Source organism: Veillonella parvula (assembly GCF_002005185.1).
GTDB classification, from domain to species: Bacteria; Bacillota; Negativicutes; order Veillonellales; family Veillonellaceae; genus Veillonella; species Veillonella parvula_M.
On record NZ_CP019721.1, the window covers coordinates 1200001 to 1224308 of the forward strand.

Consider the following 24308-nt stretch of genomic DNA (forward strand, 5'->3'; position numbering starts at 1 on the left):
AAGTCGTGTCATATGCAGCAATGTATATGGGTAGGGGAGCGTTCTCATCGGGCTGAAGCAGTACCGTAAGGAGTTGTGGACTGATGAGAAGTGAGAATGTCGGTATGAGTAGCGAAAAGAATGGTGAGAATCCATTCCACCGAAAGCCTAAGGGTTCCTGAGCAACGATCGTCGTCTCAGGGTAAGTCGGGACCTAAGCCGAGGCGGAAAAGCGTAGGCGATGGACAACAGGTTGAAATTCCTGTACCGGTGTGAATCGTTTGATCGATGGAGTGACACAGTAAGGTAGGTCAGCACGCGATTGGAAGAGCGTGTTTAAGCAGGTAGGTTGAGCTATAGGCAAATCCGTAGCTCTAAAAGCTGAGATGTGATGACGAGCGACTAGCAATAGTCGCGAAGTGATTGATCCTACACTGTCGAGAAAAGCTTCTAGGTAGAGACACATCGCCCGTACCAAAACCGACACAGGTAGGCGGGGAGAGAATCCTAAGGTGCGCGGGAAAACCCTCGTTAAGGAACTCGGCAAAATGCCTCCGTAACTTCGGGAAAAGGAGGACTCATGTAGTGTGAAGAGCAGAAGCGCTTGGAGCATGAATGAGTGGCACAAGAGAGGCGCAAGCGACTGTTTACCACAAACACAGGTGCCTGCTAAAGCGAAAGCTGATGTATAGGTGCTGACACCTGCCCGGTGCTGGAAGGTTAAGAGGAGGGGTTAGACTTCGGTCGAAGCTCTGAATTGAAGCCCCAGTAAACGGCGGCCGTAACTATAACGGTCCTAAGGTAGCGAAATTCCTTGTCGGGTAAGTTCCGACCCGCACGAAAGGTGTAACGACTTGCGCACTGTCTCAACGAGGGACCCGGTGAAATTGAAGTACCTGTGAAGATGCAGGTTACCCGCGACTGGACAGAAAGACCCCATGGAGCTTTACTGCAACCTAAGATTGAACTTAGTTAATGAATGTACAGGATAGGTGGGAGACGTAGAACCTAGGACGCTAGTTTTAGGGGAGTCGCTGTTGGGATACCACCCTTTCATTAATTGATTTCTAACGGGCCGAGTAACGACCGGCCGGACAGTCTTAGGCGGGCAGTTTGACTGGGGCGGTCGCCTCCAAAAGAGTAACGGAGGCGCCCAAAGGTTCCCTCAGAGCGGACGGAAATCGCTCGAAGAGTGTAAAGGCAGAAGGGAGCTTGACTGCGAGACGGACAGGTCGAGCAGGGACGAAAGTCGGGCTTAGTGATCCGGTGGTGCCGAGTGGAAGGGCCATCGCTCAACGGATAAAAGCTACCCTGGGGATAACAGGCTAATCTCTCCCAAGAGTCCATATCGACGGGGAGGTTTGGCACCTCGATGTCGGCTCATCACATCCTGGGGCTGAAGTAGGTCCCAAGGGTTCGGCTGTTCGCCGATTAAAGTGGTACGTGAGCTGGGTTCAGAACGTCGTGAGACAGTTCGGTCCCTATCCATCGCGGGCGTAAGAAACTTGAAGGGGGCTGCTCCTAGTACGAGAGGACCGGAGTGGACGAACCGCTGGTGTACCAATTATCCTGCCAAGGGTACAGTTGGGTAGCTACGTTCGGGACGGATAAACGCTGAAAGCATCTAAGCGTGAAACCAGCCTTGAGATGAGGTTTCTCATAGCAAAAGCTAGTAAGATCCCATGTAGACGACATGGTAGATAGGCCAGGTGTGGAAGAGCCGTGAGGTTTGGAGCTGACTGGTACTAATCGATCGAGGGCTTTACTTAAGCAGCGTAACCAACTTGAAGGAGCAACGCGACGCACAAGTTGCGTGGAGTCGCTTACGTCGAAACGTAAGATTTCACGAAGTGAAATCCACAGGCTTCGACGCAATCCTCCAGACGTGTACTTTGAGTATGGGACGCAACATACAACAAAAACATTAAGCAGAATGTGCAACAAATATATATATACTTCTATGTGGTTTTCAGAGTACAAACTCTGACAGATTCAGTGGCGATGGCTATGAGGATCCACCTGTTCCCATCTCGAACACAGTAGTTAAGCTCATAAACGCCGAAAGTACTTGGCTGGAGACGGCCTGGGAGGATAGGAAGCCGCTGATTGACTAAAAGAAAAAGGTCTACCTAAAGGTAGGCCTTTTTCTTTTTGCTAGTCTTCGACTAGCTAACCCTACTAGAGCAGCCTCCAGCCAAGGTTGTAGAAGTATTGTCTATGTGTATTGATCAATAGAGACGGCGTGGGAAGCCTAGGGCAATAGGGCGTAAAGGAGCGCAGCGACGCATACGTCCATTGCATCAGGTTCGACGAAGACCTTAAGGTATATATTTTAATTTTGATTATAATCTTAAAACTGCCATGGGCGAGTGTGATAGGAAGCCGCTGATTAAGCTAAAGGCACACCTGAGGGTGTGCCTTTTTTTATGTATAGCTTCCTATCCTCCGAGGGGACCTGGTAAGCAGGACAGTAAAAGTAGGGCAGTAGAAGATGGAGGAGCAACGCGACGACAGATTCACTGCATCACTTTCTTCCAAACGTAAGCTTTACCAAACTGCGAAGCGGTAAAGGGAAATCCACAGTGAGGAAGCAAGTAGGGAAAGTTAAAGGTAATAAGAATTAAGCGACGATAGATTCATTGCATCAACAGTTTTTATATTAATCTTATGAGGGTTTTTCTTGATAATAATCACTTATATATGGTATTCTCATTATGTATGTAAGTGGATGGGAGTGATTATTTTATATGTATAAATATGGCAAGAGTTGTATTAAAAAGTTGTTATATTGTATGGCAATATGTATTGCAATCTTAGCGGTTTCTATTGGGGTTATGTGGGGCCTGTCTTCAGATTACAAGTTATATGGTGTACCAGTACTTAATTACCATCAAATAAATGATGAGAAACACTCCGCTTTAACATTGCATGTGGATCAGTTTAAGGAGCAGATGGAATACCTCCATAATCATGGCTATAATACGATTACATTGAATCAGTTGTATGATTATTTACAAAATGGTTCGGATTTACCAGAGAAGCCTATAGTAATAACATTTGACGATGGTTATGTAGATAATTATGAACATGCATTGCCTATATTAAAAGAATATAATATGAAAGCTACTTTGTTCATGATTAGTGACGCAGCCAATACGCCTGGTTTTGTAAACACTGCACAAATGCACCAAATGGAGTCTGCTGGTTTTGACATTCAAGGGCATACAAATCATCATAAGATACTAACTCATATGGATCCTACGGAATTGCCTGATGCCATTCTCGGTGGTAAAACATCTATGGAAGGTATCTTAGGAGAACCTATCAATTATTTGGCGTATCCTGGTGGTTTTAATGATATGCTCGTTCAATATGTTACTAAACAGTCTGGGTATAAAATGGCTTTCACAGTCCAACCAGGAACAGTAAAGCCAGGGGATAATTTATATGCTCTAAATCGACTAGCTGTATTCCAAGGAGATACACCGTATTTATCTTTCTGGTTGCGCCTACATTGTGCACCGCTTATTAAGTATACATGGGCATTGCGTGATACATTACGCGATAATGGATGGACGATATTGGCGTCTATTGTGCCTTTATTTTAGGAGGAACTATGTCTTACGAAGTTGTAGCAAGACCATTACGTGTTGCAGTATTAACTGTATCTGATACTCGTACATTAGAAACTGATAAAGGAGGCAACAAAGTTCAAGAATTTTTGGAAGCAGCAAATCATATTGTAGCAGATCGAAAAATTGTAATTGATGATTGTGAGGCTATAATAAATGCTATGACTCCATGGTGTAATGATGAGTCTATTGATGTCATTATATCTACTGGGGGAACTGGTATTGCTATGAGAGATGTTACCATCGAGGCTGTAAATAGCTTATATGAAAAGCATATTCCAGGTTTTGGTGAAATTTTTAGATATTTATCCTATACGGAGGATATTGGAACAAAAGCAATGGCATCTCGTGCAGAAGCCGGTGTTAATAACAATACTTTAATGTTCTCCATTCCTGGGTCTGTAGGAGCTGTTATCTTGGCGATGAGCAAACTCATCATTCCTGAAATGGGGCATTTGGTGCGAGAAATTACAAAATAATACATATATTGAGACTGCTCTTTTGTGAAGCAGTCTTTTTTGAAAGTGCGATTATAATAAGCATTTTGTGGAGATTAAATCCGTCATTGGGGACATAAAGCATGTGCATGAGAACTAAGTGAATTTTTTCGTTATAAATAAAACAATACCATTGCAGTATTGTTTTATTTCATTTATACTAGATTTAGTAATACGTTCGTCCGAGTGCATGAGAAAGGAGACTTTATGAAGTTAAATCAGGCCACGGATTATGCATTTCGCATGGTCTTACATATGGCGCTATTACCTTCGGGTTCGAAGATAACTGGTGCTGTATTGGCTGAGCAAGAGTTGATTCCAGAACGCTTTTTGCTTAAGATTATGCGTAGTCTCATTGCAGCAGGGATTATGAAATCCTTTCGCGGTGTAGATGGCGGATTTGCCCTGAATCGAAGCCCTCAAGAGATATCGTTGCTCGATGTGATTAGAGCAGTAGAAGGGGATGCGTATTTACAACGTTGTTTATATGATGTAGGTTCTTGCTCTAAGTCTTGTAAGGGGCATTGCGCTATAAATGAAGCAATGGGCGTGATTCAGCATCAATTGGTCAATCAGTTGGAAGCGGTTAATTTTAAGACCCTTGCCCAACGAGAACAGTTGATTATTGCTGAGGCTTGAGCTTTTTTACAGTCGCAATGATGCAAGGTTTTTTGTAAAAGCTCGTCAAGTGATGTTAGTATTTTATTCTAAGGAGGAAAACACATGTTTGAAGCTGTAGATTTAGCCCGATTGCAATTCGCGCTAACATCTATCTATCACTGGTTATTTGTGCCGTTCACACTAGGTATGACAGTGACTGTTGCTGCTTTAGAGTGGACCTATGTGTCGACTGGTAAAGAAGTATACAAAAAAATGGCTAAGTTCTGGGGTAAATTGTTCCTAATTAACTTTGCCATGGGTGTGGTGACTGGTATTGTTCAGGAATTCCATTTCGGTATGAACTGGGCAGAATATTCTCGTTTTATGGGTGACATTTTTGGTGCCCCATTGGCCCTTGAAGCATTAATGGCATTTTTCTTGGAATCTACATTCATGGGCGTTTGGATTTTCGGTTGGGACCGCTTACATAAATGTGTTCACGCCCTTGTAGCTACATTTGTAGCGTTAGGTACTAACTTATCTGCGTTCTGGATTCTCGTAGCAAACTCCTTTATGCAACATCCTGTAGGCTTTGTATTACGCAATGGCCGTGCAGAGATGGAAAATTTCCTGACCATCGTTCAAAATGGCTATGTACCTGGACAATTTTTCCATATCGTATTAAATGGTTTATTAACAGCTGGTGTAATTATTATGGCAATCAGTGCATGGCACTTATTGCGTAATAATGCGACAGAGTTCTACCGTCGCTCCGCTAAATGGGGCATGGTTATTGCCCTTGTATTTGGTACTTTAGGTGCATTAGCTGGTCATCATCAAGGTCAATACATCACAAAAGTACAACCTATGAAAATGGCAGCTATGGAAGCGTTGTGGGAAACACAAGATCCAGCGCCATTCTCTTTGGTAGCTAATATTGATACTAAAGCACAAAAGAATACAGGTGCTCTTGAAATTCCTGGTGGTTTATCCTTCTTGACTCAAAACTCCTTTACGTCTGGTAAGGTAGAAGGTATCAAAGACCTTCAAGCAAAATCAGAGGCTCAATATGGCCCTGGCAACTATATTCCAGATGTTCCAGCAATCTTCTGGACATTCCGTGTCATGGTAGCATCCGGTTCTCTTATGTTACTTGTTGCCTTTGTAGGGCTTATCCTAAATGCAAAAGACAAGCTTGTTGAAAATCGTACATTCTTAAAAATTATGTTCTGGATGTTGCCATTGCCATTCATCGCTCACTCCACTGGTTGGTTTGTAGCGGAAGCAGGTCGTCAACCATGGCTTGTATATGGTTTGCAATTGACTGCAGATGGTGCGTCTAAATCCGTAACGGCTCCAGAAATTATGACTACAATCATCGGCTTTACACTTGTGTATATCGTGGCTGCTATCGCGGCTATCTACCTTGCTGTAGAACACATTAAAAAAGGTCCAGATGGAAATCCATCTCATGATGTAGTTGAAAAAGAGGAGGCAAGATTATGGAATTAATTTTTAATAACCTTGAAGTGGTATGGTTTATCTTAATTACTGTACTATTCGCTGGCTTCTTCTTATTAGAAGGTTTTGACTATGGTACTGGTATTTTGTTACCATTCATTGGTAAAACTGACGTTGAACGTCGACAAATGATCAATGCCTTAGGTCCTGTGTGGGATGGTAATGAAGTTTGGATGATTACTGCCGGAGGGGCATTATTCGCATCCTTCCCTCACGTGTATGCTACATTATTTAGTGGATTCTACTTGGCTCTATTCTTGATGCTTGCAGCTCTTATTATTCGTGGTGTATCCTTTGAATTCCGTTCTAAGAGCCCTAATTTGTTATGGCGTAAAACATTCGACTACTGCATCTTCTTTGGTTCCTTGATTCCTGCACTATTGTGGGGTGTTACAGTAGGTAACTTGATTCAAGGTACTCCAATTGATGCAAGTATGACATATGTTGGTACTTTTTCTGATTTATTAAGTCCATACACTATACTTTGTGGTATTGCGTTCATTTTGGTATTTACATACCATGGTGGCTTATTTACTTCTATTAAAACAGCTGGTGCTATTTCTGAACGTGCTCGTGCTGCATCATTGGTAGTAGGTGTTCCTACAGCTATTGGTGCATTGGCATTGGTAGGCGCAACTTACGTATATACAGATTTATTTAATTCTGTATTAGCTATAGTTTGCTTTGCATTAGCTATCGTGTCCTTCCTCATTTCTTGGGGTGCAGCACGCACTCGAAATACAAAATGGGGTTTCTTATTCAGTTGTTTATCTGTTATTTCTGTAACAGCCGCATACTTTGCAGGTTTGTTCCCTCGCATCATGGTTTCTTCTTTGAATCCTGAGTGGAGCTTGACTATTACTAATGCAGCTAACTCTACTTATACGTTGACTTTGATGACTTGTGTAGCCTTCGTATTTGTGCCAATTATTTTGGTTTACCAATCTTGGGTATATTGGACATTCCGTCATCGTGTAACAGAAAAAGATTTACATTATTAATCGCATAGCTTTACAACTTATGTAAGTTGTAAAAATTAGGTCTTAATGTGAGGCGTGCCGTAGCGGCACGCCTCTTTTTTATGGTAAGATGAATATAATATTGATAAATTTAGATTCACTTGGACTCTTGTAGGCTTAGTAATAGGGATTTAAATTTGTTTGAGTTTATATATTTAAATAGATTTACCGTAGAGGATAGTATGATACAGCGTACCGCATTTAAAGCGCTGCTAGAACATAAAGGACAGCTTGTGCTACTCGGCTTCACCTGTTTAGTAGAAAGTCTGTCCATTGTTGGGCAAGCCTGGTTCTTTGGAACCTTAATAAATAATCTTATATTTTTGGAGCATACACTAGCTGACGAAACGAACACCATTATTTATTTGTTTATTGCTATTATTGTGAGATTGGTGGCTCATTATGTTCAAGAGGCGGTGGCAAATCATTTGGGGAGTGCTGTAAAAGCATCCTTTAGAGAACGCTCTTTGGAGCATATGTTTAAGCTCGGTGTACAGCATAAGGAACGTCATGGCGATGTTATCCATATGCTTACCGATGGTTTAGAACAAGTAGATGCTTACATAGCACGTTATATTCCGCAGATTTTATATGCTATTATGATTCCTCTTATTATGGGGATTGCCATTGTAAATACATTACCAATAATTGGTATTATTTTGATTGTTACGGTGCCTTTAATTCCATTTTTTATGATCTTAATTGGGAAGCAAGCTGATCGATTAAATAAGGAACAATGGGAACGTATGAGCTTCCTATCGGGGCATTTTTTAGATGTACTACAAGGGATTACTACGCTAAAGCTCTTTGGTCGTGCAAAGGATCAAATTAAGGTTATTGGTCGATTATCTCAAGAGTTTAAAGATTCCACTTTACGCGTGTTGCGCGTAGCCTTTTTATCTGCATTAGTACTTGAATTAGTGAGTACAATTAGTACTGCTCTGATTGCGGTATATTTAGGTTTAACCTTATTAGATGGTGAAGTCACATTCTTTTCAGCCTTCTTTATTTTGTTGTTAGCGCCGGAGTTCTATACTCCATTTAGACAATTGGGGGCAGCTTTCCACACAGGGATGGCAGGAAAAACATCTATTCTGAAGTATGAAGAATTCATGCAGCGTCCACCTTCTTTACCAGTAGGTGGTGAGTCTAAACTTGATAAGCCTATACAGGAAATTGTAATTAAAGATTTAACTTTCACCTATAAAAATAGTGAGAATGGGGTACACCATATTACGCTGCAGGCTGAACGTAATGCACCTATTATGCTCGTTGGTGAAAGCGGAGCTGGTAAATCTACTATGGCCCATATTGTTGGAGGTTTTTTACAGGCTCCGAAAGGAACAGTCACTATCGATGGCATTGATATATGTGATTTAGATATCAACTGGTGGCGTCAGCAAATTATCTATGTATCTCAACATCCACATATTATGAAAGGGTCCTTGCGAGAGGTTTTATCCTTTGGTATGGATGTAAGTGATGCAGAGATTCTTGATGCTTGCAAAGAAGTTCAGCTATTAGATGTTATTAATCGAGAACAAGATGGGCTTGATGCGGTTATCGGTGAAGGTGGATTAGGTCTTAGTGGCGGCGAGCGGCAACGTATTGCTTTAGCTCGTGCATTTCTCCGGAAGGGTCAAGTATTGATTCTTGATGAAGTGACAGCACATCTAGATGTAAAAACAGAATCCATTATAAGTGCAGCTATCCAACGTTTGATGAAAAATAAGATTGTTATCATTATTGGACATCGCTTACAAACTATGCATTGGGCATCTAAGCTATATGTCTTGAAAAATGGATTAATTATTCAAGAAGGTTCTTATCATGACCTACTTCAAGAAGATGGTTATTTTAAAGAACTTGTTACATCTGGCTTAGGTCAATTTTCAGCAACTCTTGAAGAACCGTTGTATATTGGAAAACAATTTGGTTCAGAGAATACATTGGGCATAGATACACCTATCAATGGCATAGAGCATTTTGTTAAATCTGTTAAATATACTGAGACTTTTAAAGATAATGCAAAAGGTTCTAATATGGGCATACAAGGTTGGAAGTTGTTGTTTTCTGTATTAAATCCCGCTAAGTGGTCATTAGTATTAGCTTTGCTATTTACGTTCTTAACAGTGTTCATGAATGTTGGGCTTTTAACAGTATCCTCTTGGCTATTGGCATCTGCCGCATTGCAACCAGGGCTCACTTATTTAAGTCTTGCAATCGTAGGAGTTCGATTCTTCGGTGTTAGTCGTGCTGTATGTCGTTATTTTGAGCGCTATACATCTCATCGCATGGCATTCCAAGGACTCTATGGCTTGCGCTTGTGGTTTTATGCTCATTTGGAACCATTGGCACCTGCTATACTCAAACGGTTTGGGGCGGGTGATATGTTGGGACGCATCATGGGGGATATAGAGGTATTACAATTCTTCTACTTGCGCACTTTGATCCCACCCGTAGCAGCCGTTGCCTTGACTATATTGATTGCATATGGAGTTTCTACAATTGACAATAGTTTGATTATACCTATTCTTTTGTCGGCCTTTGTTTTAGGTGTAATAGTACCTTTGGTTGTTTATTTGTATAATAAAGAATCTTTACGTACGATTGGGCCTCAACAAGGCGATTATAAAGCGCTTTTAAGTGATACTATGGATAGTCTGGAAGATGTGATTAGTTATGGTAACGAAGACATGGTATATAAGCGTATTCAGCATATGATGCGCAATGTAGATGCTCAAAAAGGTACTATTGAGCGGGGCATGAATATGGGTAATACACTATTCATAGGCGGCGTTCAGTTAACTGTAGTTATTGTAGCTATTATGGCTTCTAATGTGTTAACAGGCGCTTGGGCTAGTGTTATGGTAGCGGTGGCTGCCATTGGCACACAGGCTTGGTTTGAAGCGTTACAACCTATGATTGCTGCTGTTCATCATGGTGCAGAAAGTAAAGTTGCCACAAGTCGTCTCATGGCTCTCAGTAATGAACCGATATCTATTGTAGAACCTATATCACCAAAATCATTTAATCCTAATGAGGATATTATTTTTACAGATGTATCCTTTGGTTATGATGAATATCGCCATATTTATGAGAATCTCAGACTACATATTCAACAAGGGGAATCCATTGCTATCGTAGGTGCTAGTGGGTCTGGAAAGACGACATTGTTTAATATGCTTGAGAGGTTATATGATTATGGTGGATCCATTCGTATAGGCTCGGTGGAGTTGAAGGATATTTCAATTGATACTTGGCGTAATGCATTGGGGACTATAACTCAAGATACGTATATTTTTAATGCTTCCTTTAAGGATAATATACTACTTGCAAGACCTGAAGCTTCTATGGAGGATTTAGAGCTAGCCATTAATCGTGCATCATTGCGATCGGTAGTTGAAAAATTACCAGAAGGTATGAATACGATTGTAGGGAGTGGAGGGCAAGGTTTGAGTGGTGGTGAACGTCAAAGAGTTGCATTAGCTAGATTGTTCTTGCGCAATCCTAAAATCGTTTTATTAGATGAACCTTTAGAGGGCTTAGATCAAGTCACAAGAAAAGCCTTACATCGTGACTTGATGCATTATGTAGAGGGTAGGACATGTCTATATATTACGCATCAATTGGAAGGTTTAGAACAAATGGACCGGATTTTATTTATGGATAAAGGGCAAATTGTTGAAGATGGAACGTATGAAGAGCTAATGGCGCTTAAAGGTCGTTTCTATGAATATTGTTATTTATCCATGGCAAGTATTCAATAAAACTAAATATCATTTAAAGTATCTATTATTAATGCTTAATTATAGATTTGGACAATGTTTAATATTACGTTGCAATTTAAGATCTATTATGAATATTAAATTATAATACGACTAATGTTTAACTACATTAATAAGGCCCCTTTTACTATGCAAAAAGGGGCTTTAATTATATTTATATTTAATAGTATATGTAGTATACTTTTATCGATAAATCATGCAATATATGGTATAATTTTTGTGTTAAGAGCTATTATTTCACCCTTGGAGGGGTTATGACTAAAATCTTCACCAAATTACGAGCTTTGGTGGATGAAGCATTATCTGATCGAGATGCGGTGGTGGATAAGGCGCCCGTATTAGAAAAAGCACCTTTAGAACAAGATTTGTTTGACCATCGCTTATTATATATAGAAGAAGATATGGTTAATCGCATGTTGCGTGCCGCTCTTCGTAATCATTGGTTCTTTTATGCTGTAACATTTGAATTTGAACCAAACAATCAAATATTCCTATCCATTATTACAAAATGGGGGAATGTGATTAATGTGGAATTCACCTTAGAGGATTTATGGTTCGATGATTATTCATCATCCTTTGCCATTCGTTTAGATACAAATAATATAGATACAGGTGGGTTTATTTTGAACTCTATTTTACACTTGTTGGGAAACTGGTGTCTAAGTCTCTTCGGTATTTTCTTTAACCCTATTGCATTAGGTGAAAAAGGATCTACTGTACGCTTTGAGAAGAAAGGTATAATTCAGTTTGACTTATTACCTAATACACAAGTGAAGAAATTCATACCCATGCCTGAGCGCCATATTGGTAGTAATGGACCTGTTCTCTTGGGTAACCCGCGGACCAGTCAATCTGTGTTACAGTTGGATTACTATGCATTCCATGATCCTGTAGATACTTTTACAGTACCTGATGTGCCAACTCGTACTAGCTGGCTTCGTTCTATCGATATTGCAGCAGTCCTTTTATTGCCAATAGGTGTATGGATTACATTTATTATCTTGCATCACTACTTACCGACAGAAACATTGGAATTTTCATTCTCTACGTACTTTTTAATTTCCTTAGGGATTTTTATCATTTCCTTCTTGGTTATGAATATTCCTCGGTATTTGTACATGTATTTTGATTCTCGCAAACAGTGGCAAAGTGCATTTGTACATAACAATATTAAAATTCAAATGCGTAAACTACACCGACGCATCTTCATGCAACAAGCTACATTGACAGCTGATTGTGATGAGTATACTGCTAATGAAAGCCAAGAGCGAATTAAACACCTTTTGTTGCAAATTCGCGATAAACGATTCCTTGCAAATCGACTTAAAATTGCAGATGATGATAGAGCGCGTAAACAAAAGGTTAAGTTTATTATTGCATATATAGGTTGTACCTTGATTGAGTTGATGTTGTTAATGAACTAATGTTGTACAAACAGAAGACATAATAAAAACGTATCTCTTTGATATGTACTCTCTTTACTGGTTGTCCAGTAAAGAAGGTATATATTACTTATAGAGATACGTTTTTTATTGTAGGGTGTTAATTTTTAATTATCGCTTTTTGCGTCGCTTACGAACTGTTTTTCGACCTTCTTGTTTTTTGTTAGATATAGGTGGCTGTATTGGTTCATAAACTGTCCGATTTACATTCATAAATGGAGGGTTACCATATTGATTAGGCTCAGGTTGTCCTGGTAATACCCAGAATAGGAAGCCGATGAGCCATATAAAAAGCTCTAGCATGTAATTGAATGGAGATACGGCAGAGTAGGTATTGATGAAAATCATGATTACAGACCAGAGGATTCCTGCCCATGCATTGAAGCCGATGTCGTGAATACGACGGCCAAATAAGACACAAGATAAAGGAAAGAGGGTTGCCAGTAAGAGCCAAATAATGACCCTAGTCAACCAATATGCTGGTAGTGATACAACAAAGTCCAAGAATATGTTATCGATGTAGTGGACAATATGAAATAAAATCATTAAAGCGATGAAGCATATGATAAATTGTAGTCGATTTAACCGTCCTGTTAAGTTAAAAATCGATAAACCCATGCGACGTCCTTGGAATGCAATGAGTAAACCGATGGTACATATGAGCAGTGTTCTTAATACAACATAAAGTAAATCCATAAGTTCCCCTTTATTTATAGCTTATAGTTGAGTTAATTCTGGCAAAACTAACTCAAATGCGACTCCATGTTTTAGCGATTGTACTGTATCTAACGTTGCTTGAATCGCGTTGGTAGTAAAATTCATTGCCAGTTCTGCCGCATCATAAGGAGAATATCCCTTCATTACAGCACCAGATAATACAGCAGTAAAAATATCTCCTGTCCCTGTAGCTTTTACAGGAACCAGAGGTATAGAGTATGTTTTTAAAAAGTCTGTAGGTCCATCATAGACCGCAATAACAGCATGTGTTTTCGATGGGACGCTGGTCATGATAACCATTTCAGGGCCCATGTGATGTAATTGTTTACATCGCTCACGTAATTCATCTTCGCTAATAGGATTTGTTGAGAATGGAATATCTAATAAGAAGCATGCCTCAGTATAGTTTGGCTTTACGATGTGGGCCTTAGATACAAGTTGGCGCATAGCTACAACCATATCAGGAGTATAAATGGAATAGAGGCGACCATCATCGGCCATTGCGGGATCGACGATAACCATCTGACCATTAGAGGCAAATCGATCGATTGCTTCTTCAACGAGGTGAATTTGTTCTGGTGATGCCAAGAATCCACTTACGATAGCGTGAAAGTCAATTTCGTTTTTATCCCAGCAGTCCATAAAATCTCTCATATGAGCAGATAAATCAACGAATTCATAGTGTGGATACTCTAAGTGATTGCTTAGTACCGCTGTCGCCAAAGGAACCGCCTGACAGCGCATGGCACTGATGATAGGAATCATAACGGTAAGGGCACAGCGTCCGATAGAGCTCATGTCTTGAATTGTTAAAACTCTAGGTACTGCTATCATAGACACCTCCAAATAATCATATATTTTATTGTACGTTATGTGAGCCTTTCTGTAAATGTAATGATGTTAATCATGAAATTAACTTCATAATGTAGTATAATAAAACGAATAGACTTTTTATGGAGGAAAGTGACAATGACGAGGTATGTATTTCGACGCCTAGGTGGCGCAATCATAATCTTATGGGTCATCATTACCGTAACATTTGCATTAATGCATGCGATACCTGGTGGGCCTTTTACAACAGAAAAGAAATTACCGCCTCAGGTGAAAGCAAGTATCGAGGCTAAATATCATCTCGATGATCCTGTATGGAAACAGTATGGAGATTATTTAGGTGGCGTCATTACAGGTGACTTGGGCCCATCATTTAAATATGAAGGCCGTAGTGTAAACGATATAATTGGTGATGCATTCCCAATTTCCGCACAGCTTGGTTTATTATCTTTAATGGTAGCTATAGTTGGTGGTATTACAGCTGGTGCGATTAGTGCCATGAGACCTAATAGCATTGTAGATTATGCGGTAACTGTATTATCTACAATAGGGATTTCGGTACCAACATTTATTATCGGTGCTGTTCTTGTGTACATAGTAGGCTTTGAATTGGGATGGTTCCCGGTAGCCTTATGGCGTGGCCCCTCTTACATGGTGTTACCTGTGTTGACATTAGCAGCGCAACCGATGGCATTTATTGCTCGTTTAACGCGCAGTGGTTTACTTGACGTGTATCAACAAGAATACATTCGTACAGCTCGCGCAAAAGGTCTAGGTTCTTGGACCATTTTGACACGTCATGCCCTTGGCAATGCAATTTTGCCAGTTATTACGTACTTAGGTCCATTGGCAGCTAGTTTGTTAACAGGCAGCTTTATCGTAGAAACAATTTTTGCGATTCCTGGTCTAGGTCAGTATTTTGTAACATCTATTTATAACCGAGACTATACGGTTATTCTTGGTATTACGATTTTCTATAGTGCGCTTGTAGTATTTCTTAATATTTTGGTGGACATGATTTATCCATTAATCGATCCACGAGTTACAACGGAGGAGGGGACAGATGAATAAGGAAGACTTTTTACCTATTGAACGAGCCCCTCAAGAAGAGATTACTAGCTTTATAAAACGTCCTAGTAAATGGGAACGATTTAAGGTAAATCGTTTAGCTGTAGTTGGTGCAACCATCATTATTGTGATGATGGTGCTTGCTATTCTAGGTCCACTTATTTCACCTTATACCTATGCGGACCAATCCTTAATTGATGCGAACCAAAGTCCAAGCTTTAGCCATTGGTTTGGTACGGATACATTGGGCCGTGATATCTATACACGTGTTATGTACGGCGCTCGTATTTCCTTAACCATTGGTTTTGTAGCAGCTTTTATTAATCTTGTGATTGGCGTTGCCTATGGCGGCATTGCGGGTTATATAGGTGGCAAGGTAGACCGTATCATGATGGGGATCGTAGATGTTTTGTATGGTATTCCACTTTTACTATACGTAATCTTATTGATGGTTGTACTTGGACCTGGGCTAATCTCTATTTTTGTAGCGTTGGGGATTGCGTATTGGCTTAATATGGCCCGTATCGTACGCAGCCAAATTTTGAAAGTTAAAAACGAAGAATACATCATTGCAGCAGAAGCTATGGGTATTCCTAAGCGTCGAATTTTATTACGTCATATTTTACCAAACTGTGTAGGACCGATCATTATTACTTTAACATTGGCCATTCCTGAGGCTATTTTTACAGAAGCATTTCTTAGTTTTATCGGCTTAGGTGTAAATGCACCTATGGCGAGCTGGGGCGTACTAGCTTCTGAAGGTATTAGTAGCATGCGCTCTTATCCGTTCCAATTGATTTTCCCAGCTGTTGCTATTAGTATTACCATGCTTGGTTTCGCATTTTTTGGCGACGGTTTACGTAATGTATTAGACCCTAAGGAAGGAGATAGATAATGAATAATGCTATTGTTGATGTACGTAATGTATCTATTACCATCAATACCTTCCAAGGTCCGTTGCGAGTTATTCGCAATCAAGATATTTCTTTATACCCTGGTGAGATTTTAGGTATAGTCGGGGAATCTGGGTGTGGTAAATCCGTTTTAGTTAACTCTTTAATGGGCTTATTGCCATATGGTAAAACTAAAATTAAAGCGGATACATTCATGATTGATGGTCATGATTGTTTAGGATTTACTGAAGATGATTGGAATGAACTTCGTGGTACGACGGTTGCCATGGTGTTCCAAGATCCTATGACCTCCTTGAATCCTATCATGACCATTGGAGAGCAAATGTATGAGGTTATCCGTCGTACAAATGCGTATGGTGAAGATTACGATGAAAGGGCCATTGCCATCGATTTATTGAAGAAGATGGGGCTGTCTACACCGGAACGCCGGTTATCTCAATATCCTCATGAGTTGAGCGGTGGAATGCGCCAACGCGTATGTATTGCTATGGCAGTGGCCGGTCGTCCCAAGATTTTAATTTGTGATGAGCCCACAACAGCTCTTGATATTACTACAGAGGCACAAATTTTGCGCCTTATGCAAACATTAGCCGTAGAGGCTGGCATAGGGATTATCTTTATCTCTCATAACCTACGTGTTATTGCTCAAATTTGTGATCGGGTTATGGTTATGTACGCAGGTAAATGTGTTGAGTCTGCTACAGTAGATGGTATTTTTAGCGAGCCTCGTCATCCATATACTTTGGGGCTGTTGCTTGCATTGCCTCAAGGTAAATGGCACGGCGAATTGAAGGCTGTTGAAGGTCAACCACCTGATCTATTTGATTTACCTCGTGGATGCGCATTTAATCCTCGTTGTAAATGGGCTATGCGAATCTGTGGTAGTCGGGTTCCGATGGTTACAAATGTTGGTGAAAGTCACCAGTTTACATGTTGGTTAGCTAAGTTGGAGGGACTTTAATGAGTTACGTATGGGAGACTGACAATCTCGTTAAAGAGTTCACCCTGTCAGGCGGCTTATTTAAGCCAAAACAAACGGTACATGCCGTACAAGGCGTGAGTCTATATCAATCACCAGGGGAAACCCTAGGTATCGTAGGTGAATCTGGATGTGGTAAATCTACATTTGGTTACACTTTGATGGGTTTATATCAAGCTACATCTGGTTCTATTTATATGAATGGTCGACATATCAACCCTTATGTGGATAGAGAGTCTGTTCACCCGGTGATGCAAATGGTATTTCAAAATCCTTATGCATCCCTTAATCCGCGGCTTACGGTTAATGCGATTTTAGAGGAGCCTTTAGAACTGGATCCAAAGTATACACCTCGAGATCGCGTGATTCGTGTAAAAGAGGTGCTTGACCAAGTTGGCTTAAATATGTCATTTGGTGAGCGTTATGCTCATGAACTATCTGGTGGGCAACGTCAACGTATCGGCATTGCACGGGCTCTTATTATGGAGCCTCAATGTATCATCTGTGATGAGCCGATTTCTGCGTTAGATGTATCTATCCAAGTGCAAATTATGACATTACTAGAACGGTTACAAGAACAACATGGTATTTCGTACCTCTTTATTTCTCATGATTTAAATATGGTGCGCTACATTAGTCATCGCATGGTTGTTATGTATTTAGGTGCTGTTATGGAAGAAGGTCCTGCATTGGACTTATATGAATTTCCACAACATCCATATACCCGTGCATTGACGGCTCTAAATGGTCCAGTTATGCCACATGCACCAATTGGGGCACCTCTTAAAGGGGATCCACCTAATCCACTAGAACCGCCAAAAGGCTGTTTGTTTAGTGGTCGATGTCCAGAAGCGGAAGGTCGTTGTTTTACAGAACGTCCACCACTTCGAGACTGGGCTGATCGCCGCATTGCATGCTGGCACATATAATGGGAGAATAGTATGGAAAAACTAATTGTTGGCAAGTCCCTGGAACATCAACTAGATACAGTCATTAAAGAATTGGCCCCAGCAGGAAATATATCTTATGCAGTGTTACAATTTGATGATGAAGAGGAACCAATACTCATCGCAGCTAGAGGTGAAAATACTGTACATTCTGGTGCGAGTTTAATTAAGGTACTTATCATGGAATATGTCTTTCATTTAGCTCGTACTGAGCAATTGGACATTAATGATACCGTTCCTTTATCTAGAACTCCACGCGTTGAAGGTGGCGGTGCACTACAAGAGTTAGTAGGTAAACATAGTTTTACCTATCTTGAGTTGTGCCGTCTCATGATGGTTCTTAGTGATAATATTGCGACAAATCTACTCATCACAGTGCTTGGAATGGAAAATATCAATGCTCGAGCGGAAAAGCTTGGCCTGGATGAGATGGAGCTTAATCGCATGATGATGGACCTTAACGCCTTGGTTGAAGGGCGTGATAATTATATTACAGCCATGTCACTAGCTCGTCTGTATAAACATATTTTTGAATATCGTGATAGAGATGCTTATGGCCGAGAAATGTGGAATATTTTAGGTCGCCAACAATTCCGTGATATCTTACCATTTTACTGGGGAGAAGGCATACGCTTTCACCATAAAACAGGATCCCTTGATCGCGTAGAGCATGATGGGGGTGTAATAGAAACATTTAGAGGTCATTTTTGCTTTATTCTTTTAATGAGCGATATCGATAATGGCCGAGGTAAAGAATTAGGCGCTCAAGTTGGGCGCATCATGAAAGAATTTGTAGAGGAAGCATTGCCATGATGGATAAACGAAACTTGTTAAAACTCATGGTCCTCGCTCTAGGGGTGAGCGTACTCTTATTTGTATTTGGGTACCCTCGTGGTGTTCAACCAATCGATGAACACACAATCCGCTATGTTATTGAGCAGGAACCATCCACATTGGATCCCGCAAAGTCTACTACCTCTCCGGAGGCTACGGTTCAACTTCAATTATTCGATGGTCTAGTTCGTTTGAATGATGAAAGTGAACCAGAAGCAGCACTTGCTAAAAATTGGGAAATCTCCGATGATGGCCGTGAGTATACCTTCCACTTACGACCTAATTTGAAATGGTCTAATGGAGAGCCTTTGACGGCTTATGACTTTGAATACGCTTGGAAACGCGTATTAGACCCTGAAGTCCATGCGGACAATGCATACATGCTATATGTATTGAAAAATGGCGAAGCCTTTAATACTGGCAAAGCCACGGCTGAAGAGGTTGGTGTTAAGGCTACTGATGAGGATACATTGGTAGTTACCTTAGAAAATCCAACAGCTTATTTCTTGAAACTATTAGCGTCTCATAGCTATTATCCAGTGAGCAAAAAAGCAGTAGAGGCTCATGAAAATTGGGCAGCTAATGCGGAAACTATAGTATCCAATGGTCCATACCGCTTGCTTTCTTGGAAGCATAATGGGGAAATGGATTTCATCAAGAATCCAAATTATTGGGACGCAGAATCTGTGAAAACAGAGAAAATGAATTGGCCTATTAGTGAGTCTCAAAGTACGCGTCTCACCTTAGTTGAAGGTGGCGAAGCTGATATGACTGTTGAGCCTCCTGTAGCGGATCAAAAACGTTTAGAAGAAGCAGGCCTATTACATATTGGCCCTATGCTTGGTAACTACTATTACGTATTCAATGTGAAAGCAGAACCTTTCACAGATCCAAATGTGCGTAAAGCCTTTTCTATGGTTATCAACCGTGCTAACATTGTTAATAATATTGTTAGAGGCGGTAAAGAACCAGCTTATGCGTTTGTACCATATGGTATGCTCGAAAGCAATGGCCGTGAAGACTTCCGTGAAGCTGGTAGTTATCTCGTATACGAAGATGTAGAGCAAGCCAAGGAAATCCTTAAAGAGGCTGGCTATGGTAAGAATCGTCCATTGCCACAAATTACGATTTTGTATAATACAAGTGAATTACATAAAGCTATTGCAGAAGCGATTCAAGATGCTTGGATAAATGCATTTGGTGCAGATGTACGCTTACAAAATCAAGAGACAAAGGTATTCTTAGCAGACCGTGAAGCTGGTAAGTACCAAGTTGCGCGCGCTTCTTGGGTTGCTGATTATAGCGATCCACAAAACTTCTTAGAGGTATTCTCTGCTGAAGATAATGATGGACAGTACCATAGTGATGAGTATAATGAGTTGATTGCTCGCATTCGTACAACTCCAAATGGGGCTGCTCGTGATGCGTTGATGCATGAAGCAGAAAAAATGATTTTTGATGAATCTCTTGTTATGCCGTTGTACTTTACAACACAACCATATGTGACAAACGGAACAATTCAAAATTATTTCTGGACCACATTGGGACTTGTTGACTTTAAAAAAGCATACAAATAAGATACACTTAAGACGTACACCTTGTGTACGTCTTTTGTTGTATGGGAATATTAATATATTATAAGTTAACAGGTATTTTCTGAGGATATATGGACTGGATTGAACCAAAACGTTTGGCACCGGGGATGACCATAGGTATTATGGCACCTGCTAGTGCTAGCGATGAAGATTTACATAGAATAGAAGAAATTTGTAAGGCTAAAGGCTATAAGGTGCTTGTAGGTGAAAGTGCAAGGAGAAAGGGGCTATATGGAGGCACACCTGAGGAGCAAGCCGTAGAATTTCAATACATGATGACTGTGGCTCCTTGTGATACGGTTCTTGCCTTGCGCGGTGGTTATGGCACGATGCGCTATTTAGATTTATTAGATTATAAAGCGATTCGTAAGTATCGGAAGGCTTTTGTTGGATATAGTGATTGTACAGCACTTCATATGGCTATTAATCGATATAGCCGCCTCATTACTTATCATGGACCTATGGGGGTAGATTTTAAATTAGACCGTAAGTCAGATATTGATACGCTATTTAATGCTTTAGAAGGCAAATTAAAAGTTATAGAACCCTTGCCAGAGCCTCCCCGAGGTGCGATTGGCACAGAACTCGGTGAGGGTATTTTACGAGGTGGTAATATGACGATGGTATCCATGTTATCGGGAACGCCTTATTTTTTAGAGAATGAATCATGGGAAGATACCTTACTATTTATTGAAGATGTAGGGGAGGCTCCTTATAAGCTGGATCGCATGTTACAACAATTTCGACTCAGCGGTTTGTTGAGCCGTATTAAAGGCTTAGTCATTGGTATCTTTACAGATTGTGAAGGAGATGAAGATGAGCGTGATTACGATTTAGGTTATGAAGCATTGCGCTATATGGAGGAAAATAGAAATCCAAAATTACCAGATCCTTTTGTATGCTATGTGCCAACGGGACATGGGGCGCCACATCAAACATTACCGCTAGGAGCGACGATTAGCTTTAGATATATTTCTAATACCATCATCGTTCATCCTTATACGAAATAGTTAAGAGCTTTTGGATGAACGATTTTACTTAATAGGCAAATAGATATTAGATAAAAATAGTAGTTACCGTGATATTAGGTAATAAAATAATAGGTAATAAGATATTAGATAATAACAAGGGGAGTTATGACACTACAAGAACGAGAGGCTCGCGCCTGTGCCATCATAGATAGTATGGCACGGGAATTGCGTGCAGTTTCCATATATTTACACGATAATCCTGAATTGGGCTTGAATGAGCATAAAGCAGTAAAGGTAATTCACCAATTCTTAGAAACACATAATTTTATATCTCATGTAAGTCTAACTAATCGGCCAGAGTTACAAACAGCGTTACGGGGCGACTATAACGGTACTGCACGGCATAAAATAGCCTTCTTAGGTGAATATGATGCGTTACCGGAACTAGGCCACGGCTGTGGTCATAACCTTATTGCTATGATGAGCTTAGGTGCTGCTGTTGCTTTTAGTCAAAGTGCACCACAGGATTGGGGTACAACATTCTTTGGGTGCCCTGCAGAGGAAACTATCGGTGGTAAGGTATATATGGCAGAAGCCGGTCTTTTTAAAGGCTATGAGGCAGCACTTATCATTCATCCAGGTGGAGAAAATGAGGTGGGAGGTACATCATTGGCGACACATCCTCTAGAGGTTACGTTCCATGGACGTTCTTGTCATATTGCATCCTTAACAGATTCAGGAATTAATGCCTTAGATTGTGCGGTAGACTTATATCAAAGGGTAAAAGATTTAAAAAAGACCTTTCCTAAAGGTGCTATTGTAGGTGCCATCTTTACAGAGGCAGGTACGGCACCAAATGTGGTTACACCAAAGGCTACGATTCGTATGACTGTTCGTGGTAGTACAGTGGATGATTTAGAAGGTATTATTTTGCCGGCTATTAAAGAGGCAGCCCAAGAAATCGGTTCATCCTATGGAGCTCAAGTTGAGATGCATCACTATGAGCCACTCTTTAAGGATATGCGTCAAGATAAACAGTTATTAAATCTCTTTAAAGATGTGATGACTGAATTTGGTGAAAGCCCACGTATATTGCCTGATGATGAGGCGGATGGTAGCACTGATGTAGGTAATGTGTCTTACGAAGTACCAACAGCACAGCCTACCTTGCAGATTGGATTAGGTTTAGAAGCGCATACGCCAGAATTTACTTGTGCTGCTGGATCTGACTATGGGTTAGACCAAGCGATTAAGGGTGCTAAGATTATGGCTGTTGTAGCCTTGCGTTATGCGATGTGTAAGTAAGTTCAATTTTTGACATATAGAGGTCAAAAAGGTACAATAGATATAATATTTAAGTAAGTATGAAATAAGCCGTCTTCAACAAGACGGCTTTTATTCCGGTGGAGATAGATATGAGTGTTTTAACCGTTTCAAATGTAACTCATGGTTTTGGAGCGCGACAAATTTTAGATGATGCATCATTCCGTTTGCTAAAAGGTGAACATGTAGGCCTCATTGGTGCAAATGGTGAAGGTAAATCTACGTTTCTTAATATCATTACAGGTAAATTGCCACCTGATGAGGGGAAAATTGAATGGTCCAATCAGGTAACTGTTGGGTATTTGGATCAACATGCTGTTCTTGAAAAAGGTATGACCATCCGTGATGTATTACAACGTGCTTTTGATGATTTATTCGTCATGGAGCAAAACATTAACGATGCGTATAATCGCATGGGTGATGTGTCCGAAGATGAAATGAATAAGCTACTTGAACAGGTAGGGGAATGGCAAGAAATTCTTGAGCAACGTGGGTTCTATGAAATTGATGCGGTTATTGAGCGTACCGCTGCCGGATTGGGACTTATGGATATCGGCTTAGATCGAGATGTAACAGAGCTCAGCGGTGGTCAACGTACCAAGGTTTTGCTCACAAAACTATTACTAGAGAAACCGACTATTTTGCTCTTAGACGAACCGACAAACTATCTTGATGTGGAGCATATTCAGTGGTTGCAAAACTATTTGCAAAATTATGAAAATGCCTTTATCTTGATTTCTCATGATATGGAGTTTTTAAACTCCGTAGTCAATGTTATTTACCATATCGAACAAGCGGTGCTTACGCGTTATACTGGTGATTATCATCAGTTCCAAGCTGCTTACGAGGTGAAAAAAGCGCAAGCAGCTAAGGCGTATGAACGTCAACAGCAAGAGATTGAGCGTATGGAAGACTTTATTCAGCGCAATAAAGCGCGCGTTGCAACACGTGGTATGGCAAATTCTCGAGCAAAGCGCTTAGAAAAGATGGAAATTCTAGAAAAGCCAAAAGAGTATATCAAGCCCACTTTTGGCTTTAAAGAAGGCCGTACGCCAAGTCGCTTTATCGTAGAGGCTTTTGGATTGCAATTAGGTTATGATGAACCATTAACAAGACCAGTAGACTTTCAAATTGAAAGAAACAAAAAAATTGCTATTCGCGGTGTCAATGGTTTAGGTAAAACAACGTTGTTGAAGACTATTTTAGGTCTATTAAAGCCTGTTAGTGGTGAGTTGGTAAAAGGTGAATTCTTACAAGTTGGCTATTTTGCCCAAGAGGATACGCCATCCAATTCTGAAACAGCATTAGATTATATTTGGAATGAATATCCGGCGATGACAAATGCAGAAGTGCGTGCAGCATTAGCTCGTTGTAGCCTTACAAATGAACATATTACGTCTCAAATGCGCGTACTTTCAGGTGGTGAGAATGCGAAGGTTCGTCTATGCAAGCTCATGCAGAATAAGTACAATGTGTTGGTCCTAGACGAACCGACTAACCATTTAGACATATATGCAAAAGAAGAGCTGAGCCGTGCACTACGTGATTTTAAAGGTACAATTATATTGGTAAGTCATGAGCCTGAATTCTATCAAGATTGGGTTACGGATATTTGGAATATTGAAGATTGGACGACAAAGATTGTTTAGGA

18 protein-coding genes and 2 rRNA genes (1 of these 20 running past the window's edge) are annotated in these 24308 nt (G+C 40.4%); 18 read left to right on the forward strand and 2 right to left on the reverse strand.

Going from position 1 to position 24308, the window contains the following annotated elements; translation table 11 throughout:
* From B1A77_RS05550 to B1A77_RS05590, 9 genes are all read left to right on the forward strand, one after another.
* Positions 1-1748 (forward strand): 23S ribosomal RNA (locus B1A77_RS05550); it begins 1187 nt to the left of the window's first position.
* A 222-nt stretch (positions 1749-1970) separates the two neighbouring features.
* Positions 1971-2087 (forward strand): 5S ribosomal RNA (rrf, locus tag B1A77_RS05555).
* Positions 2088-2726: 639 nt separating this feature from the next.
* Positions 2727-3587 (forward strand): polysaccharide deacetylase family protein, encoded by an 861-nt coding sequence (locus B1A77_RS05560; protein ID WP_077708222.1) that lies wholly within the window; start codon positions 2727-2729, stop codon positions 3585-3587.
* A gap of 8 nt (positions 3588-3595) precedes the next feature.
* On the forward strand, positions 3596-4090 hold the full coding sequence (locus tag B1A77_RS05565; protein WP_077708224.1) for a MogA/MoaB family molybdenum cofactor biosynthesis protein: 495 nt from the start codon (positions 3596-3598) through the stop codon (positions 4088-4090).
* Between the two features lie 225 nt (positions 4091-4315).
* Entirely contained in the window at positions 4316-4747 is a 432-nt protein-coding gene (locus B1A77_RS05570; protein WP_021147851.1) for an RrF2 family transcriptional regulator, read from the forward strand.
* Between the two features lie 84 nt (positions 4748-4831).
* Positions 4832-6220, forward strand: coding sequence for a cytochrome ubiquinol oxidase subunit I (locus B1A77_RS05575; protein ID WP_077708226.1), 1389 nt, complete (start codon positions 4832-4834; stop codon positions 6218-6220).
* A complete protein-coding gene (cydB, locus tag B1A77_RS05580) occupies positions 6211-7230 on the forward strand; it encodes a cytochrome d ubiquinol oxidase subunit II (RefSeq protein WP_077708227.1) in 1020 nt (339 codons plus the stop codon). The genes B1A77_RS05575 and cydB overlap by 10 nt, the downstream gene beginning before the upstream one ends.
* A gap of 200 nt (positions 7231-7430) precedes the next feature.
* Positions 7431-11018 carry a thiol reductant ABC exporter subunit CydD gene (gene cydD / locus B1A77_RS05585; RefSeq protein ID WP_077708228.1) on the forward strand — a complete coding sequence of 1196 codons (3588 nt, stop codon included), beginning with the start codon at positions 7431-7433 and terminating at the stop codon, positions 11016-11018.
* Between the two features lie 272 nt (positions 11019-11290).
* The gene (locus B1A77_RS05590; RefSeq protein WP_004695368.1) at positions 11291-12460 is read left to right on the forward strand and encodes a hypothetical protein; all 1170 of its coding nucleotides are present in this window, start codon (positions 11291-11293) and stop codon (positions 12458-12460) included.
* Between the two features lie 129 nt (positions 12461-12589).
* On the opposite strand, the gene B1A77_RS05595 is transcribed toward B1A77_RS05590, so the two are convergent.
* Together B1A77_RS05595 and B1A77_RS05600 are read right to left on the reverse strand one after the other, a co-directional pair.
* Positions 12590-13174, reverse strand: a complete 585-nt coding sequence (locus tag B1A77_RS05595; protein WP_042466700.1) for a DUF805 domain-containing protein — start codon at positions 13172-13174, stop codon at positions 12590-12592.
* A gap of 21 nt (positions 13175-13195) precedes the next feature.
* Positions 13196-14029, reverse strand: coding sequence for a pyridoxamine kinase (locus tag B1A77_RS05600; protein ID WP_077708230.1), 834 nt, complete (start codon positions 14027-14029; stop codon positions 13196-13198).
* Between the two features lie 135 nt (positions 14030-14164).
* Here B1A77_RS05600 and B1A77_RS05605 point away from each other — a divergent pair, with 135 nt between their 5' ends.
* The 9 genes from B1A77_RS05605 (at position 14165) to B1A77_RS05645 (ending at position 24306) form a co-directional block, all read left to right on the forward strand.
* Entirely contained in the window at positions 14165-15097 is a 933-nt protein-coding gene (locus tag B1A77_RS05605; protein WP_004695374.1) for an ABC transporter permease, read from the forward strand.
* Complete coding sequence (locus tag B1A77_RS05610; protein ID WP_008603497.1) at positions 15090-15989, forward strand: ABC transporter permease; 900 nt, start codon at positions 15090-15092, stop codon at positions 15987-15989. The genes B1A77_RS05605 and B1A77_RS05610 overlap by 8 nt, the downstream gene beginning before the upstream one ends.
* Entirely contained in the window at positions 15989-16969 is a 981-nt protein-coding gene (locus B1A77_RS05615; protein WP_008603495.1) for an ABC transporter ATP-binding protein, read from the forward strand. The genes B1A77_RS05610 and B1A77_RS05615 overlap by 1 nt, the downstream gene beginning before the upstream one ends.
* Positions 16969-17916 (forward strand): ABC transporter ATP-binding protein, encoded by a 948-nt coding sequence (locus tag B1A77_RS05620; protein WP_077708232.1) that lies wholly within the window; start codon positions 16969-16971, stop codon positions 17914-17916. Before B1A77_RS05615 ends, B1A77_RS05620 begins: the two co-directional genes overlap by 1 nt.
* A 12-nt stretch (positions 17917-17928) precedes the next feature.
* A complete protein-coding gene (locus tag B1A77_RS05625) occupies positions 17929-18747 on the forward strand; it encodes a serine hydrolase (protein WP_077708233.1) in 819 nt (272 codons plus the stop codon).
* A complete protein-coding gene (locus B1A77_RS05630) occupies positions 18744-20345 on the forward strand; it encodes a peptide ABC transporter substrate-binding protein (protein WP_077708234.1) in 1602 nt (533 codons plus the stop codon). The genes B1A77_RS05625 and B1A77_RS05630 overlap by 4 nt, the downstream gene beginning before the upstream one ends.
* An 89-nt stretch (positions 20346-20434) precedes the next feature.
* Entirely contained in the window at positions 20435-21373 is a 939-nt protein-coding gene (locus B1A77_RS05635) for a S66 peptidase family protein (RefSeq protein ID WP_004695389.1), read from the forward strand.
* A gap of 126 nt (positions 21374-21499) precedes the next feature.
* Entirely contained in the window at positions 21500-22639 is a 1140-nt protein-coding gene (locus B1A77_RS05640; protein WP_008603490.1) for an amidohydrolase, read from the forward strand.
* Between the two features lie 110 nt (positions 22640-22749).
* On the forward strand, positions 22750-24306 hold the full coding sequence (locus tag B1A77_RS05645) for an ABC-F family ATP-binding cassette domain-containing protein (protein ID WP_077708236.1): 1557 nt from the start codon (positions 22750-22752) through the stop codon (positions 24304-24306).
* The last annotated feature ends 2 nt before the right edge of the window (positions 24307-24308 follow it).